Below are 14,894 nucleotides of genomic sequence, written 5' to 3' on the forward strand. Positions count from 1 at the left end.
TATGCCGATAAGAGGAGTTCCTCAACTTATAGAAATAGTTAAGCGATGTGAAAATATAATGGCTAAGTTGGAGAAAGGCGAAATTGGACCGAAAGAAGGACTTGCAGAAGTAGCAAAGTTCATGGTGCATTTCCAAAAGATTGCGGAGCAGGCTGGTCTTGTAGCTTTAAGGCGACTCGGAAGGGAAATGGAAAAGTTTGTTAAGAATCCAGACCTCAACCCGGAGGAGTTGACCGCTCTCGCTTTTGTTTTTCCGACCATACGTGGCGGTTTGGAAGCAGAAACAATAGAGGACATTAGAGTGGCTGTGCTTGAGTCTTTCGAACTGCTTAATCTTCCTGTTCCTACTGACTGGCAAACAAGCACTTTTGTTGTGGTTGAGGAGAAAGAAAAAAAGCCGGAACAAAAAGTTGTTGAAAAGCCTGCTCCTGCACCAGAAGAGCAAAAGAAAGTGGAAAAACCAGCAGAAAAACCAGAGTCAGTTAAGGGAATAGAACGGGAAGTGGAATCAGTCGATCGGGCTGTGAAAAATATAGGTGGAGTTGTTAAAACGGATGAAAGAGGTAATGTAACTATTACACTTCCACCTGATCAACTTCCCAAACTGCAACGACTTGTCGCTCCTGCGGATCCAGAAATCGATTTTTCAGAAACTATTCCGGTAGAGACGGAAACCGAAAAAGAAGTTATTGCCAAGATAAAAGAGTTCATGGCAGCTTTTTCTCAGGGAGATTTTGAGAAAGCTCAAGAAATTCTGGAAGATCTTTCGCAAGTTAAGGAAGGAAGCGAACTTTTCAAGGAAATCGGTCAAGTTGCTAGACAACTTCATTCTGCATTCAAGGAATTTATGCAGGCTTTAGATCCTGCTCTTAAGGAACTTGCTCTGGATTACCTGCCGGATTCCGAAAGTCGTCTCCAGCACCTTATGAAGCTTACAGAAGAAGCTGCCAATACAACTCTGGACTGCACTGAGCGAATGACTGAACGGAACGCTCGAGACATGGAGCTTATTGACCGTCTAAAGCATCACATCGCTCGTCTAAAGCCCATCGGAAAAGGTGCAGAAAGCCGTATGGAGGAAATTGAAGCAATTATTGCAACCCTTGAAGAATCCAGATTATCAGATAAAGATGATATTAAGACTATCCTTTCGGCTCAGAATTTCCAGGATCTTAGTGGTCAAACAGTAATGAAGGTTATGGAGATTATGCGAAATCTACAGGATCGACTCATTGGGATCATCAAGAGCTTTGGTATGAAAACAGAAAAGAAGACAAAGAAGAAGGATGAGCTACTCCAAGGCCCTGCTCATGAAAAGATGGAAGGGGCGTTGAAGTCTCAGGATGAGGTGGATGCTTTGCTAGCTCAATTTGGATTTTGATGGCAGATTAAATGACCATGCTTCGAGTTTTCGTAGACACTATTCTTCCGCTTTTTTTGGTTATTATTTTAGGGTTTATTCTAAACAGAAAGGGTATTCTAGGGCAGGGATGGGCTGGCCCTGCGAATAAAATCACTTATTATATTGCAGTCCCAGCAATTCTTTTTAAGTCTCTGGTTGAACAGGACATTAGAAGTCTTTTATCTCTCCATCTGGTTATTGCAGTAATAGTGCCTATTTTGGTAACCACTTTTATAGCCTGGTTCACTGTGATTATTTTTTTTAATCGCCTTCCAAACAACATTAAGGGCACCTTTATTCATTCTAGCATCCACGGAAACATTGGTTATATGGCTTACGCGGTTTCTTACTACGCTCTGGGAGAGCGTCTTTTTTCCAACGTCGTTATCTTCAGCTCGATTTTGATTCTGGTTCAGAACATTTTTGGAGTTATTATTCTTACGCTTCACAGCCGATCGTGGTCCTGTCGGGAATCTTTCAGGATTCTCTGGTTATCGCTATTCACAAATCCCATTATTATTTCTGTGTTTGTGGGTATTGTTGTGTCCCTTGTGGGACTTAAGCTACCGGTCTCTTTTATGAGGCTTATAAAGATTCTTTCCGATATGGGTCTTCCAACCGCTCTTATACTTGTTGGGGCTGGGCTGGTTTTTGGTGACGTCCGCCATCTTTGGAAAGAAATGTTCGCCATTGGGGCTCTTAAGCTGGTTTTTATGCCCCTTTTAGGTGCTCTTGTTGCCCATTTTATGGGCTTTCCTCAGCAGTTAGCTCTTCCTCTCCTTATTCTTCTTGCTTCTCCCACTGCAACGGTTACCTATGTTATGGCTACCCAGCTTGGAGGTTCTCCCAGTCTGGCTTCAGCCGTTGTTTCAGTCCAGACCATAGCCTGTGCTCTGTCTTACAGCTTCGTGCTTGGATTATACTCATAACACTCACCAATTTATTAACCCGCCTCGCATTATACTAACCTATTTGCCAGGTCTGGTTTTGCCCGAGTATCTAAATACTTCCTGGAAATCATTCCGGTATCTTGGTGATTTCTAACATGGTCAGAGAAAGGAGAGCCTATGAAAAGCGTTTATGACGCCATGTGGGAACGTTTGAATCTTGACCTTGACGCTCACGCCGCCCTCTTGGAAGTGCTTGGAAAATTCTACGGCGATATTTATCTGAGTCAGCAGGGACGTCTTAAAGGAATGGAATATATCGATTTTGTGATTTCCGAAATTCACGGTCTTCGCATCAAGGAACTTCAGGAAGCAAAGGCTCAGGGGCGAAAAGTTGTCGGCACTTTTTGTGTCTTTGTTCCGGAGGAAATTATCTGGGCGGCAGATGCTATTGCTGTAGGACTTTGCGCTGGAGCCGAAGCTGGTAAAGAACGAGCAGAAGAAATTCTTCCGAGAAATCTCTGTTCGCTTATAAAATCTTTCGTGGGTTTTAAACTAGCCAGGCTTTGCCCCTTTTTCGAATCCTGTGATCTTGTAGTTGGTGAAACCACATGCGACGGCAAAAAGAAGACATATGAAATCTTCGGAGAGCATGTGCCGATGTATGTTATGGAAATTCCCCAGATGAAGCATGAGGCTGATAAAGAGTTGTGGCGGAAGGAAATACTCAGGTTCAAGGAAAAAATTGAATCACTTACGGGTAATACCGTTACTTTTGAAAAACTCAAAAAAGCCGTGAAAATGCTAAATGATAGAAGACGTGTTTTGCAACGGCTTAACGACCTTCGCCGTCATCATCCCGCTCCAATATCTGGTCGTGATGCTCTATTGGTAAACCAGATAAGCTTTTATGATGACCCCGAACGGTTTACTCAGCAAATAAACAAGCTTTGCGATGAACTTGAAAATCGCATTCAGAAAGGCAATGGAGCGGTTCCTGAGAATGCCGTTCGAGTAATGATTTCAGGTTGCCCCATGGCTATACCTAACTGGAAGCTTCCTTATGTGGTGGAATCTTCCGGGGCTGTGGTGGTTTTTGAAGAGTCCTGCGTGGGAAGCCGAAACACCCGAGACCTTGTTGACGAATCAGCAGAGACAATGGATGAACTGATCGACGCTCTTGTGGATCGATATTCTCGTATAGACTGCGCCTGTTTTACTCCCAATGAGGAACGGATTGCTCATATCATTGATGCTGCGAGAAAATGGAATGTCAAAGGAGTCATCCACTATCATCTTAATTTCTGCCAGCCTTACGAAATTGAGAGCTTCCGGGTTGAAAAAGCTCTGGCTCGGGAAGGCATACCCTTCATAAGCATCGGGACGGATTACAGTATGGAAGATCTTGAACAACTGAAAACCAGAGTTCAGGCATTCATTGAGATGATAAGTGCCTAGGGGTTTATAGAAGATGTTTTGGGGAATTGATATCGGGTCGCGCTCTATTGAGCTTGTGGGAATAGATGAAAATGGGAGAGTGAAAGTTACAAAACTTATGCCGACTGCTTATAACCCAATTGGGCAGATGGAACTGATACTTAAAGATGTGCCTGAAAGCGACCCGATAGTGTCCACAGGCTATGGAAGAAATCTTTTTATGGAACACTTTCCCTGGGAAGGAAAAAGAAAATCTGTCACGGAAATACAGGCTTACGCAAAGGGAGCGCTGGCTCTATACCCTGAAGTTAGAATGATTCTAGACATTGGCGGACAGGATACCAAAGCGATTGCTCTGGATGATCGAGGACAGATTGTTAAATTCGAAATGAACGATCGTTGTGCGGCTGGGACAGGAAAATTTCTGGAATTCATGGCAGCGGCTCTTCATGTTCCGCTGGAGGAATTTGGGGAGTTTGCCATGAAAGCCACGAAGAAACTGAAAGTAGCAAGTTTATGCACGGTTTTTGCCGAGTCTGAAGCCACTTCTCTTATGGCAAGAGGGGAGAAGCCAGAGGACATAGCCAGAGCACTTCATGAATCTATTGTTTCAAGAACGGTTGCTATGGTAAAACGGGTGGGCTTTAAGAAACCTCTTCTATTTGGAGGCGGAGTAGCTCGAAATATATGTGTGGTTAATCTTATCACTGAAGCCTTGAATTGTGAGCCAATTATTCCTGATAATCCCGAAGCTGTTGGCGCTCTAGGGGCTGCATTGATTGCAAGGGAAAATTATATTGCGCTCTGATTTAACAGCATAGGTTTTGTGATCAAATGCATAGAGCCTCGTGATCTTACCATATCGTAGGGGCATGGTATGCCATGCTCCTGCAGTATAGTAACCATGAGAGTTATCATCGCAATCTTTCCTGCACATCCTTTTGGAAGCTATGAGAGTGTTTGAAAATTTTTTCCATGCAGGGTTGTCCTGGCGATAGGCTCACATGTTTATGTGGGCCACGCATACGTCGCCCCTACATTCAGTGCGCCCAGCATGTGCGTGCTCCTGGAGGTGAAAGTCCTCCCGTGAGTTGATCACAGCGAGCGAAGGGAAGCACAACTGCACGAGGGTGACCGAGTGTGGGGAGGAAGCGTCGAACGAAACTGCGAGCCGATGGACAAGAACCGGACCCCTCCCCAGCCCTCCCCGTTGACGGGGAGGGGGTGCGGAGCGGGGCGAGCGGGCTAGAGTCCGAGAAGCTCTCGTGATCAAGGTGAAGTGGCGTAAATTCGGCGGTTGTGCATCATGTAGGGGCGACACATGCGTCGCCCCTACATGCACCTGAAAAGGGTGACGGTGGTGAGTCGGAGCGAGAAGTCAGCAGAGGCCGTAGTAGCTGCTTGCTCAACTTTTCGAACCGCCCGGTGCGGACCCGCATGCCGGGTGGTGTGGAATGGGATCGGTCAAACTGACCGCCCCTATCCCAATTCTGTCAAATCACATGTTGAGTGGTTTCTTAGCTACTCACGTCTGGAAAGGTCCCCAAAGTTGAGATCCATCCATGCGTTTTCTGCGGTTTATATTACTTGACCATCCTATAAGGGAAGTTTTCGAACACCCTTTCGGAATCTATTGACTTTTACTAAGTCTTAGAGTATGTTGTCAAAGAACTCGCCGAAGTTTAGAATCAATCTAACGGGCCGTTAACTCAGATAGGTAGAGTATCTGCCTTTTAAGCAGAGAGTCGCTGGTTCGAGTCCAGCACGGCCCACCAAGTATCCTAAAACAGCTACCTAAGGTCTTTTGATTGTGCTTTCCCTTCATAACCTGTATCTTCATAACCTAGCAAATATAGAAAGCTTTCCTAATATTAAGGTTCTTATAGTCTTTTAGTGTTACCAATGTATGACAAAGCAGTTAAATTTTGGCGATAGATTTCTTGTGCTCTTTGGAGTTGTTCTGGTGTATCCACCCCAAGAACTTCTTCTTCCCCGGCTTCTACAAATGAAATCATAAAGCCATTCTGGTTCAGAATTTCTACAACGTCCGTTAGGAAAAACTCTTCAAAAGTAACAGGTCTGCCATCTATGTTTTTCTGAACTAGATGAGGTTTTGCTGAAAGATGTGAAAGACATTCCAGTAGTAAATTTCTTCGAAAAGCATAGACTCCTGCATTGCATAGTTCTGAAACTGGTTCGCCTTTAGTTTCAAGTTCTTTCCAGTATTTCCATTCAATTATTGCTTTTACACTATCGCCTTCAGTGATTAAACAACCATATTGCCCTTTGTTTGCTGGGCGAAAGGCAAGCACTGTGCCTGCTGAACCGGTATCTATAGTTTTTTCTAAAAGAAGACAGTAAGTATTTCTGGAAATAAGTGGCACATCTCCCATTGTAATAAGGCACAACTCTGAAGATACCGACTGAAGAAACGGCTTTCCCGCAAGAACAGCTCCCCCTGTGCCGTTAAGTTCTGGTTGCCATATAAAAACCGGCTGCAGGTTCTCCGGTAGATTAGATTTGACAACTTTTTGAATGCGATCGGCATCGTGGTGAATCACTATGGCTTTTGGACCCAGAGGAAGCTGGTTGAGAATTTCAAGTATAAATGGATGGGTTCCTTCGTAAATTGTGGGAACAGGCCTTTGGCTTTGTTCCGATGGAATGAGGGGAAGTAAAGCTTTACATCCTCCATATCCTGTCATTCTTGTGCCTCGCCCTGCTGCAAGAATCAGGCTTGCCACTTCCATCAGTTTTTACTCCCCGGATTCTGGTTTATTTCAGCGGCGATTTCTCTAATAGCTTTAAGATGGTCTTCGTATGTGGTGGAAAATCTGTGACCTCCTTGACGATCGCTTACAAAGTAAAGATAAGTAACATCAGCAGGGTAGAGCACAGCCTTTATTGAAGCAATACCCGGATTACAAATAGGACCTGGGGGAAATCCCTTGATCAAATAAGTATTGTAAGGTGAAGGGCGTGCTAAGTGGCTTTTCAATACAGGTCCTTTGAAATTTTCCAGATCATAAACCGCTGTTGGATCGCTTTGAAGCGGCATACCTATTTTTAGTCTGTTAAAAAAAACAGCGGCAATAACAGCACGTTCTTCATCCTTCACGGCTTCCTTTTCAACCATGGAGGCAAGAGTTACGATCTGATGAAGAGAAAGATTCATGTCCTTTGCCCGCTGAAGCCATTCAGGTTTGAATCGCTTTTTGAATTCTCTCGCCATTCTCTTAAGAGCCGTATCGGCTGTGTCTTTTTTTGTAAAATCATAAGTTGCGGGAAACAGATAGCCTTCCAGGCTTGGGGCATCATGAAATCCAAGAGACTCAACAAAATTTCTATCTTTGGCTAGTTTGATTACGTCATCTTTTTTTGCGATACCGGATCGATCAAGCGCTTCAGCCACATCAAAAATTGTTGCTCCCTCAACCACCGTAACAAAGTGGCGAACGACGTCTCCTCGAACAATTTTTTTCCACACATCGATGTGATTCATAGGAAAGTGAAAAGCATATTCACCACTTTTCAGCAGGTTGTGCCATTTCATGAAAAATACTAGAGCAAGGGGTCGGTATGGATCCGATTCCACCCCTTTTTCTACAAGAAGGTTAACGACATCAAATACTCCTGTTCCCTGGGGAATATTAATGTATAAGCAATTTTCGGGCTGGCATTCTTTCTTATTTTTTTGAATAAAATTGCCACCTTTGATGGGTATAGGTTCATGAGCCCAGAAAAAGATGGGAATTGTTACGAGATTAACCACCACGGGAAGAGTTGTTAGTAAAACGACCACCAACCAGATGATTCCCCGAAGTATGACCTTCATACGTGGTTCCTTAGTCGAAGCTCAATAGGATGAGGGTTCAAGTAATACTGGCTTTCTAGATAAGAAGGTTTGTACTTTCTCACGTAATGATTTATCAGCGTAATTGGAACGATTAGAGGGACGTGGCCTGCTCGGTAGGCTTCTATAATTTCTATCATTTCCTGTTTTTCATCGGGTGTTAGGTTTTTCTTAAAGAAGCCCATACAATGGTAAAGAACATTTGAATGTTTTCTAGGAGTTGCCAGGAGTTTCATTCCTTTCCAGAGTAAATCTTCATATTCTTTGAGGACGGTTTTTCCGAAGGATCGGTCTGAGGATGAAGCTACTATGCGTCCCAGTTTACGGAGTATTTCCGGGCTATGAGCCATTAGAATGAGCTTATGACGTTCGTGAAATTCGATAAGGTTTTTTAAGCTGCGCCCCGAATTTGATACTTTTTGCCATCGGTGAAACACAAAGATTCGTTCTATAAAATTTTCTCGCAGCTTGGGATCGTTAAGCCTTCCTTCATCTTCCACGGGAATGTAGGGAAAGCAATCCATAAACATTCTGGCAAAAATACCGGATCCCTGCCCAACAACGGCTCCTGACTTATTGTAAATCTTCACTCTTTCAATACCACAACTTGGAGAGCGGCTTTTGAATATGAAACCGCAAAGGTTTTTTCCTTCGAGTTCAATAAGCTTACCTCGAGCCCATTCGACCATACGATTGGTAAAATCCTTTCGGGATTTATGAGGAACCAGTAGCGGCAGAGGTGAATTTTCTTCAAGCTTCATGGATTCTCGCGGCACTCCCATCCCGCATTCCACTTCGGGACATGCCGGCACATATTCCACAAATGCCCCAAGCATGTCCACAACGAAGGGATCACGTTGATGCGATCCATCATAACGAACCTTGTGCCCTAACAAGCAGGCACTAACGCCCAGTCTTATTTTTTCTTCTTCAACGGTTTTTGTTTCTGCCTTTAGATCAAGCTTCGCCATGGTTTCCTCAACTTCTTTCCGGCACCGTTGGTATAAGAAGTTTGTAATCACCTTCGTCTATTAAGTCATATTCTCTTCCGCCTACGCTGAAGTGATTTTCGTATCCGAAAGGCACATGTAGATCTTCTGTTACTGACATAGCTTCAAGAAGCCATCCGATCACGTGAGCATAATCTTCAAGTCTAGTAAGAAAATCGCCAGGGCGAATTTTTATCTCCTTTACATGAAAAAGATCCTTCAATCCTTTGGTAACAAAGGTTCCCATTTCTTCATCCCAGTTGACCTCCACTACCTGGGTGGGATCTTTGCTGTTCTGGATTCTTAAAATAATATTAGAGTTTTGCATGGTTTATTCTCCTTTATTTATGTTTTTGCCCAATTTTGATCCCACCCGCTACCCTTTTATTGCTCTTCGAAGGGGAGTAGTAAAGATGGATCGCAGAAAGATGGCGGATCAAAACCAAGCAATTGAAAACAGGTAGATGCTATATTAGTCAATCCAGGAGTTTTCACATCAGAGTTGAATTTAATAACCTGTTTTCCCTGTTTAATGCCCACCGGATCGTAAATAATGAACGGAACAGGATTCAAAGTATGGGCTGTTTTGGGTTTTGGCTTTCCTTCGTCGTTTAACTTTACTTTGCCAGTTTTTTTGTCAATCTCATACATTTCTTCAAGATTGCCATGATCGGCGGTTACTATGAGTATTCCGCTGGTTTCTTCTACGACAGGAATGATCCTTCCCAGGCATAAATCAACTGTCTCTCCAGCGATCAGTGCTGCTTGATAGACTCCAGTGTGTCCAACCATATCACCGTTAGCGTAGTTGACTCGGATGAAATCAAATGATCCTGATCGAATACCTTCAATGAGCTTATCGGTTACTTCCGCCGCCTTCATCCATGGTCTCTGTTCAAATGGCACTATGTCGGAAGGTATTTCGATATAAGTTTCAAGTTGCTCGTCGAACTTTCCCGAACGATTTCCATTCCAGAAGTAAGTAACGTGACCGAACTTTTGAGTCTCAGCAATTGCCATCTGACGAACACCTCTATGGCAAAGTAGTTCCCCCATTGTTTGTTCGATATGAGGTGGTTCCACCAGGTAGAGCTTAGGGATATGAAGATCTCCATCATATTCCATCATACCAGCATACATTACTTTTGGGTAAGGTTTGCGGTCGAATTTAGAAAAGTTTTCTTCTTCAAAGGCTCGAGATATTTCGATGGCTCGATCGCCCCTGAAGTTGAAAAACACCACTGAGTCGCCATCCTTAATAGGCCCTACCGGTTTCCCGCTTTCATCGACTATAACAAACGGCGGAAGATCCTGATCTATAACACCCGGTATTTCCTGACGATAGGTTTCAATTGCTTCTTGAGCAGATCGGAAGCCCCGACCTTCACCGGCAACATGAGTTTTCCACCCTAGATCTACCATGTTCCAGTTGGCTTCGTAACGGTCCATAGTAATAAACATTCGTCCCCCGCCGCTTGCTATCCTGTGGTCTCCCCCAGTTCTACTTCGAAGATCAGCTAAAAAGGCTTCAAAAGGGATAACGTATTCGAGGGCAGATGTTTCACCCACGTCTCGACCATCCAGCAAAGTATGAATACGAATCCGTTTTATACCGTCCTGCGTGGCAGCGTGTTCCAGCATTTTCTTTAAATGATCAATATGACTGTGAACATTTCCGTCGGAAAGCAGACCGATAAAGTGAAGGGTGCCGTTATGGCTTTTACAAAACTCAACAATGGTGCGCCATCCTTTGCCGCTAAAAAGCCTTCCAGACTCAAGCGCTTCATTCACAAGTCTGGCTCCCTGAGCGTAAATTCGACCTGCTCCGATGGCGTTATGCCCTACCTCGGAATTTCCCATATCACCATCTGAAGGAAGACCTACAGCCGTACCGTGAGCTTTCAAGAGAATGTGAGGGCAGTTGTTCCATAGAAAATCGAAATGCGGAGTGAACCCATTACGAAAAGCATTTCCTTCTTCGGCTTCCCGATAGCCGATTCCATCCATAATGACCATAACTAGAGGTCCAGGTCGGAGCCTTTTGCTCATGGTTTTTCTCCTTGATTTATTAATATCCACCGTCGGCGCGGCGTTCCCCAAGTTGAACGGTTATTCGAGAGGAACCACCGTTCCAATGGACAACATCAAAGGTTACTTTGTCTCCGGGTCGGAACTGCCTAATAAACCTTATAACTTCCTCGGCGTCTTTTACAGGCTTTCCGTTTACCTTTGTTATGATGTCGCCCCCAACGAGTACCACCGTGTTTCCAATTATAGCTTTTCTATTTCCGCCTTTTAGACCGGCTCGATCTGCAGGCCCTCCTGGAACCACTTCCAGCACTAAAGCGCCTTGATCTACAGCAAGCTTAAATGCTCCAGCAATGTCAGGAAGTAGAGTCATTAAAGTTGCTCCCATCCACGGATGACCATAATAGCCCTTAGCTATCAGGTTGTTGACCACCTGTTTGACGGTATTAACTGGAATGGCAAAGCCTATTCCTACACTGGCTCCCGTAGGACTAAAAATAGCTGTGGTTATACCAATTATGTTGCCGGAAGTATCGATAAGAGGACCGCCAGAATTTCCAGGATTTATTGCCGCATCGGTTTGAATAATATCTTCTACCAGTGCCCCTGTGGGTGATTTGAGAGTTCTACCAAGAGAACTGATTACGCCGGTTGTTAAAGTTTGTCCCAGCCCGAAAGGATTTCCTATAACCATAACTCTCTGTCCCACTTTAAGCCTGCTTGAATCACCCATAGTAAGCACAGTAAGACGCGCATTGCCGGGGTTGATTTTTATAACGGCTATGTCTGTGTCTGGGTCAGAACCTACAAGATGAGCAGTATATTTTTTGCCGTTGGCGAGGGTGACTTCTAGCTTCCGAGCATCCTCTATGACATGATGATTGGTAACAATATAGCCTCGAGCATCGATAATAGCGCCGGATCCTACTCCACGCTTAGGAATTACGTTTAGGAAAAAATCTCGTTCAAGAACAGTACTGGTGATATTTACCACTCCCGGCGCAAGCTTTTCGTATAGGGAAATAATGGTCTCTTCTTCCGAAGTGAGAGCCATTGCATTAGGGCTACAGAAAATTAACATTGCTACCACCAAAAGAAATCTGGTTATCTTTTTCATACGGCTATCCTTCTCCTTGGGTAATGTCAAAAATTGTATAAGACACCATCATCTATGTCTTGTCTTTTCCTTTATAAGGATTATTTGCCCTTCAGGGAAGATTATAAATCGCCGCTATGTAAAACACGCGATTTGGGAGATCTAATATCTTATGGGAAATCATTTATCCGTTGCGAGTTCTATATCGCCGTAAAAGCCTATTGATTGATCAACAACAGCGACAAGAGCTGTGACTTTAGGGTGAGCCTTCCAGCGGTTAAAAACTGGCTCGATGTCTGAAGAGCTTTTTAGTGCATTGGCTATAGCCGTTGCAGCAGCATCAGCAAAAGCCCCATCTTTTGAAAAAACTGTTGCAGCATGGGCTCTGCCGAAACTCAGCGAATGCCCAATAAAAGACGATGACGTGCAAACGGAGATAGGAAGCTGATCTTTACGGAGTTTAACCATGATCGGCTTTTTGAGCCTGGCCTGTTTCCCGCCGTAAATACCCACGATAACGTTTTCTGTAGAGTAAATAAAACAATCTCCCCCATTTTCGACCACAACTTCTGATGGACTTAGCTCGATAAGGTTCATGCCTACTCGTTCAGCAATTGCTCCCGCAACCGCTGCCATAGGTCCTACACCTGCTTCTATGGCTGCACGGAGCATTGTTTTTACTATGGAAGGAGCTGTGTCGTCGAATGGAAGAGGGGTTAGAGAACTCAAAAACCTGGGTTCGCGAGATGCATAGCTTAAAATCTCATTATGATTTTTAATTACAAGAGCGAGAACTTCTTGTTGAAAGATTCCCTGAGTGCGCACCCACAGGTTAGTCTGTCTATATTGCACTTCATAGGAATCTATCGCAAATTTTTCCGATGTTTTTGGTTTGGACTTACGATGCCAGTAACGGTAAAATCGTTCTTCGTATATGGCTTACTCCCAAAACATGATAAAAAGTCCGACAGTGAAAATTATGTCTCTGTCACGTTGCTCTTTAGCAAGTATAAACTCGTGGGTCAAGATTCTTGGTAATCGCACAAAAAGGTTTTAAGGGATTAGAACAACAACATTTTGCCAGTGGTGTGCTTTTAATGTATTAAAGAAAAGACCTTTGTTGTGTTCTTTTGGGATGTTCGAAATCAGAGCGTAGTAACAGTTGTGTCTCTACGTCAAAATGCGAGGAATCACCGAAGTGATTAAAAGGCTTAGTAATTTTAAATCCAGTGCGTTTTTTCTAATTATTTGCTTTGCTGGGATAGTGATTCCTTCCGCTCTGATCGCTGCTTCTGAACAATATCACGAAAACACTAACCATAGCCTTTGGGATAAAATAACAAGTAGTATTTCTTCTCTTTGCCCAAACTGCACTAAGAAATCTTCTAAAACCGATACTACCAAACCTGATCGGCAAAAACCTTCTATCGATGTTCAGGAAATTCACTTTAAAGGTAATTCCTCCTTTTCAGACTCTCGTCTTAAAGAACTTATGGATACAAAGGAAAAGAGCCTTCTTCATCCATTTCGTGAAACCCCCTTTGATGAAAACGTGCTTAAGGAGGATGTTGAACGCTTACAGCAGTTTTATAATAGCGAAGGATTTTATGAGGCAGTTGTGACCTACAAAGTGGAAAAACCGGCTCCCAATCTCGCTTGGGTAAAGATCAGCGTTTCTGAGGGTGAGCCGACAAGAGTTGTTAATGTGTTACTAAATATGAAAGGAAAAGGGATTGAACTGGAAAAGTGGAAAAGCGAGATAGAGAGACTTCTTCCGTTGAAGGAAGGCAATATCTTCAGAACTGAGGACTACAGGGAATGTGAGAAGCTGATTCTTCGTTATCTTGCCGAAGAAGGATATCCAAAAGCGAAAGTTGAAACACTTGCTAGAGTTTTCAAGGAAGAGCACAAAGCTTTTGTATGGCTTGATGTGGATATAGGTCAGAAGTGCACATTTGGCGACCTGAAAATCGAGGGCATCCAATCAGTAAATTCCAGAGAAGTAAAGCGGCTTTTGACTTTTCACAGGGGTGAACCCTTTAAGGCATCTAAAATCAAGGAAAGCCAGAGACGTCTGTGGGATTCACAGCTTTTTTCTTTCGTCGATGTAACCGTTCAGGAACTTGATTCAGATAAGACTGAACTTCCCATTGTGATTAATCTCAAAGAAGCCAAGCCTTATACAGTTAAAGCCGGTGCTGGTTATGGAACAGAAGATGGTCTTAGAGGTAAAGTAAGCTTTGAAGCTCGCAGGTTTTTGGGGGACGCTAGACGGTTAAGCCTTCAAGCAAAAGCCAGCAGCCTTACGCAACAACTGGAAACCCAGTTCCTTCAGCCTCATTTTCTATTTGATCCATGGTGGTTCGATCTGCGAGGTGGAATCGGGCACAACGATGAAAAAAGCTATGAAACAGAGACTCTGTTTGTAACTCCTCAAATCAACATTCCCATTACTTCTACTCTAAAAGGGTTTGTGGGTCCCAATGTGGAAACAAATAAGATTACCAAACTTAATATTTATCCCTACAATTCCGATATTCCTGACAGACAGAAAGACAATTACTTTATTTCTTCGCTTATATTTGGTCTTGCCAATGAGAAAGTGGATGATATCCTGGATCCAAAAAAAGGGTTCAGAGCATTTGCTACCACAGAGTGGGCCTCAGATCTTGTGGGGTCAGATATAAACTACGTAAAAGCTGACCTGGAACTGAGGACTTATGTGCCTATCTTCAAAAAAGATTGGGTTCTTGCTAACAGATTTCACTGGGGAGTTATATCAAATCCCGAGCAGGATTCCAGCATTCCCATATTTAAGAGGTTTTTTGCAGGAGGGAGCAATAGCAACCGTGGCTATGCCTACCATAAGCTGGGACCGCTTGATGAATGGGGAAATGCCCTTGGAGGAAGAAGCATTATAGAATTTAACACAGATCTAAGATTTCCCCTACAGTTCATCACCAAAGACCTTGAAGGTGTGATTTTCTTTGACGTTGGACAAGTTTTTCCGAAAGAAGAGATATTTATGGACGAACTAAGGTATGCTGTAGGAGCTGGTTTGCGTTATAAAACCATAATAGGGCCAGTTAGAGTGGATTTGGGCTATGCTATTAATCCTCCCGAAAACAATCCATCTGGCTCTATCCAGTTTTTCTTGAGCATAGGTCAGGCGTTTTGAAAGGTTAAGTATGTTGGATTAAGA

General features: G+C 43.6%; 12 protein-coding genes and 1 tRNA gene. 6 read left to right on the top strand and 7 right to left on the bottom strand.

Annotated features, from left to right (window positions below; all coding sequences use genetic code 11):
* Nucleotide 1: 1 nt before the first annotated feature.
* The 5 genes from WHS38_07455 to WHS38_07475 all read left to right on the top strand — a co-directional run bounded on the left by WHS38_07455 (nucleotide 2) and on the right by WHS38_07475 (nucleotide 5,501).
* Nucleotides 2-1,381: a protein phosphatase CheZ gene (locus WHS38_07455; protein MEJ5300809.1), complete on the top strand. Its 1,380-nt coding sequence runs from the start codon at nucleotides 2-4 to the stop codon at nucleotides 1,379-1,381.
* Nucleotides 1,382-1,392: 11 nt separating this feature from the next.
* Nucleotides 1,393-2,331, top strand: coding sequence for an AEC family transporter (locus WHS38_07460; GenBank protein MEJ5300810.1), 939 nt, complete (start codon nucleotides 1,393-1,395; stop codon nucleotides 2,329-2,331).
* A gap of 138 nt (nucleotides 2,332-2,469) precedes the next feature.
* On the top strand, nucleotides 2,470-3,747 hold the full coding sequence (locus WHS38_07465) for a double-cubane-cluster-containing anaerobic reductase (protein MEJ5300811.1): 1,278 nt from the start codon (nucleotides 2,470-2,472) through the stop codon (nucleotides 3,745-3,747).
* Nucleotides 3,748-3,760: 13 nt separating this feature from the next.
* A complete protein-coding gene (locus WHS38_07470; GenBank protein MEJ5300812.1) occupies nucleotides 3,761-4,534 on the top strand; it encodes an acyl-CoA dehydratase activase in 774 nt (257 codons plus the stop codon).
* 890 nt (nucleotides 4,535-5,424) lie between these two features.
* Nucleotides 5,425-5,501: transfer RNA gene (locus WHS38_07475), tRNA-Lys, on the top strand.
* A 105-nt stretch (nucleotides 5,502-5,606) separates the two neighbouring features.
* Here the strand turns inward: WHS38_07475 and WHS38_07480 are convergent.
* The 7 genes from WHS38_07480 to WHS38_07510 all read right to left on the bottom strand — a co-directional run bounded on the left by WHS38_07480 (nucleotide 5,607) and on the right by WHS38_07510 (nucleotide 12,544).
* Entirely contained in the window at nucleotides 5,607-6,476 is an 870-nt protein-coding gene (locus WHS38_07480; protein MEJ5300813.1) for an NTP transferase domain-containing protein, read from the bottom strand.
* On the bottom strand, nucleotides 6,476-7,561 hold the full coding sequence (gene mltG, locus WHS38_07485) for an endolytic transglycosylase MltG (protein MEJ5300814.1): 1,086 nt from the start codon (nucleotides 7,559-7,561) through the stop codon (nucleotides 6,476-6,478). The genes WHS38_07480 and mltG overlap by 1 nt, the downstream gene beginning before the upstream one ends.
* Nucleotides 7,558-8,550 (bottom strand): DUF523 and DUF1722 domain-containing protein, encoded by a 993-nt coding sequence (locus tag WHS38_07490; GenBank protein MEJ5300815.1) that lies wholly within the window; start codon nucleotides 8,548-8,550, stop codon nucleotides 7,558-7,560. The genes mltG and WHS38_07490 overlap by 4 nt, the downstream gene beginning before the upstream one ends.
* A gap of 7 nt (nucleotides 8,551-8,557) precedes the next feature.
* Nucleotides 8,558-8,896, bottom strand: a complete 339-nt coding sequence (locus WHS38_07495; protein ID MEJ5300816.1) for a hypothetical protein — start codon at nucleotides 8,894-8,896, stop codon at nucleotides 8,558-8,560.
* A gap of 56 nt (nucleotides 8,897-8,952) precedes the next feature.
* Entirely contained in the window at nucleotides 8,953-10,617 is a 1,665-nt protein-coding gene (gpmI, locus tag WHS38_07500) for a 2,3-bisphosphoglycerate-independent phosphoglycerate mutase (GenBank protein ID MEJ5300817.1), read from the bottom strand.
* 19 nt (nucleotides 10,618-10,636) lie between these two features.
* Complete coding sequence (locus WHS38_07505; protein ID MEJ5300818.1) at nucleotides 10,637-11,713, bottom strand: trypsin-like peptidase domain-containing protein; 1,077 nt, start codon at nucleotides 11,711-11,713, stop codon at nucleotides 10,637-10,639.
* A gap of 159 nt (nucleotides 11,714-11,872) precedes the next feature.
* Nucleotides 11,873-12,544, bottom strand: coding sequence for a UPF0280 family protein (locus WHS38_07510; GenBank protein MEJ5300819.1), 672 nt, complete (start codon nucleotides 12,542-12,544; stop codon nucleotides 11,873-11,875).
* A 346-nt stretch (nucleotides 12,545-12,890) separates the two neighbouring features.
* On the opposite strand from WHS38_07510, the gene bamA reads away from it, so the two are divergent.
* A complete protein-coding gene (gene bamA, locus WHS38_07515) occupies nucleotides 12,891-14,870 on the top strand; it encodes an outer membrane protein assembly factor BamA (protein ID MEJ5300820.1) in 1,980 nt (659 codons plus the stop codon).
* Nucleotides 14,871-14,894 lie beyond the last annotated feature (24 nt).

The organism is Thermodesulforhabdaceae bacterium, assembly GCA_037482015.1.
Lineage (GTDB): Bacteria > Desulfobacterota > Syntrophobacteria > Syntrophobacterales > Thermodesulforhabdaceae > JAOACS01.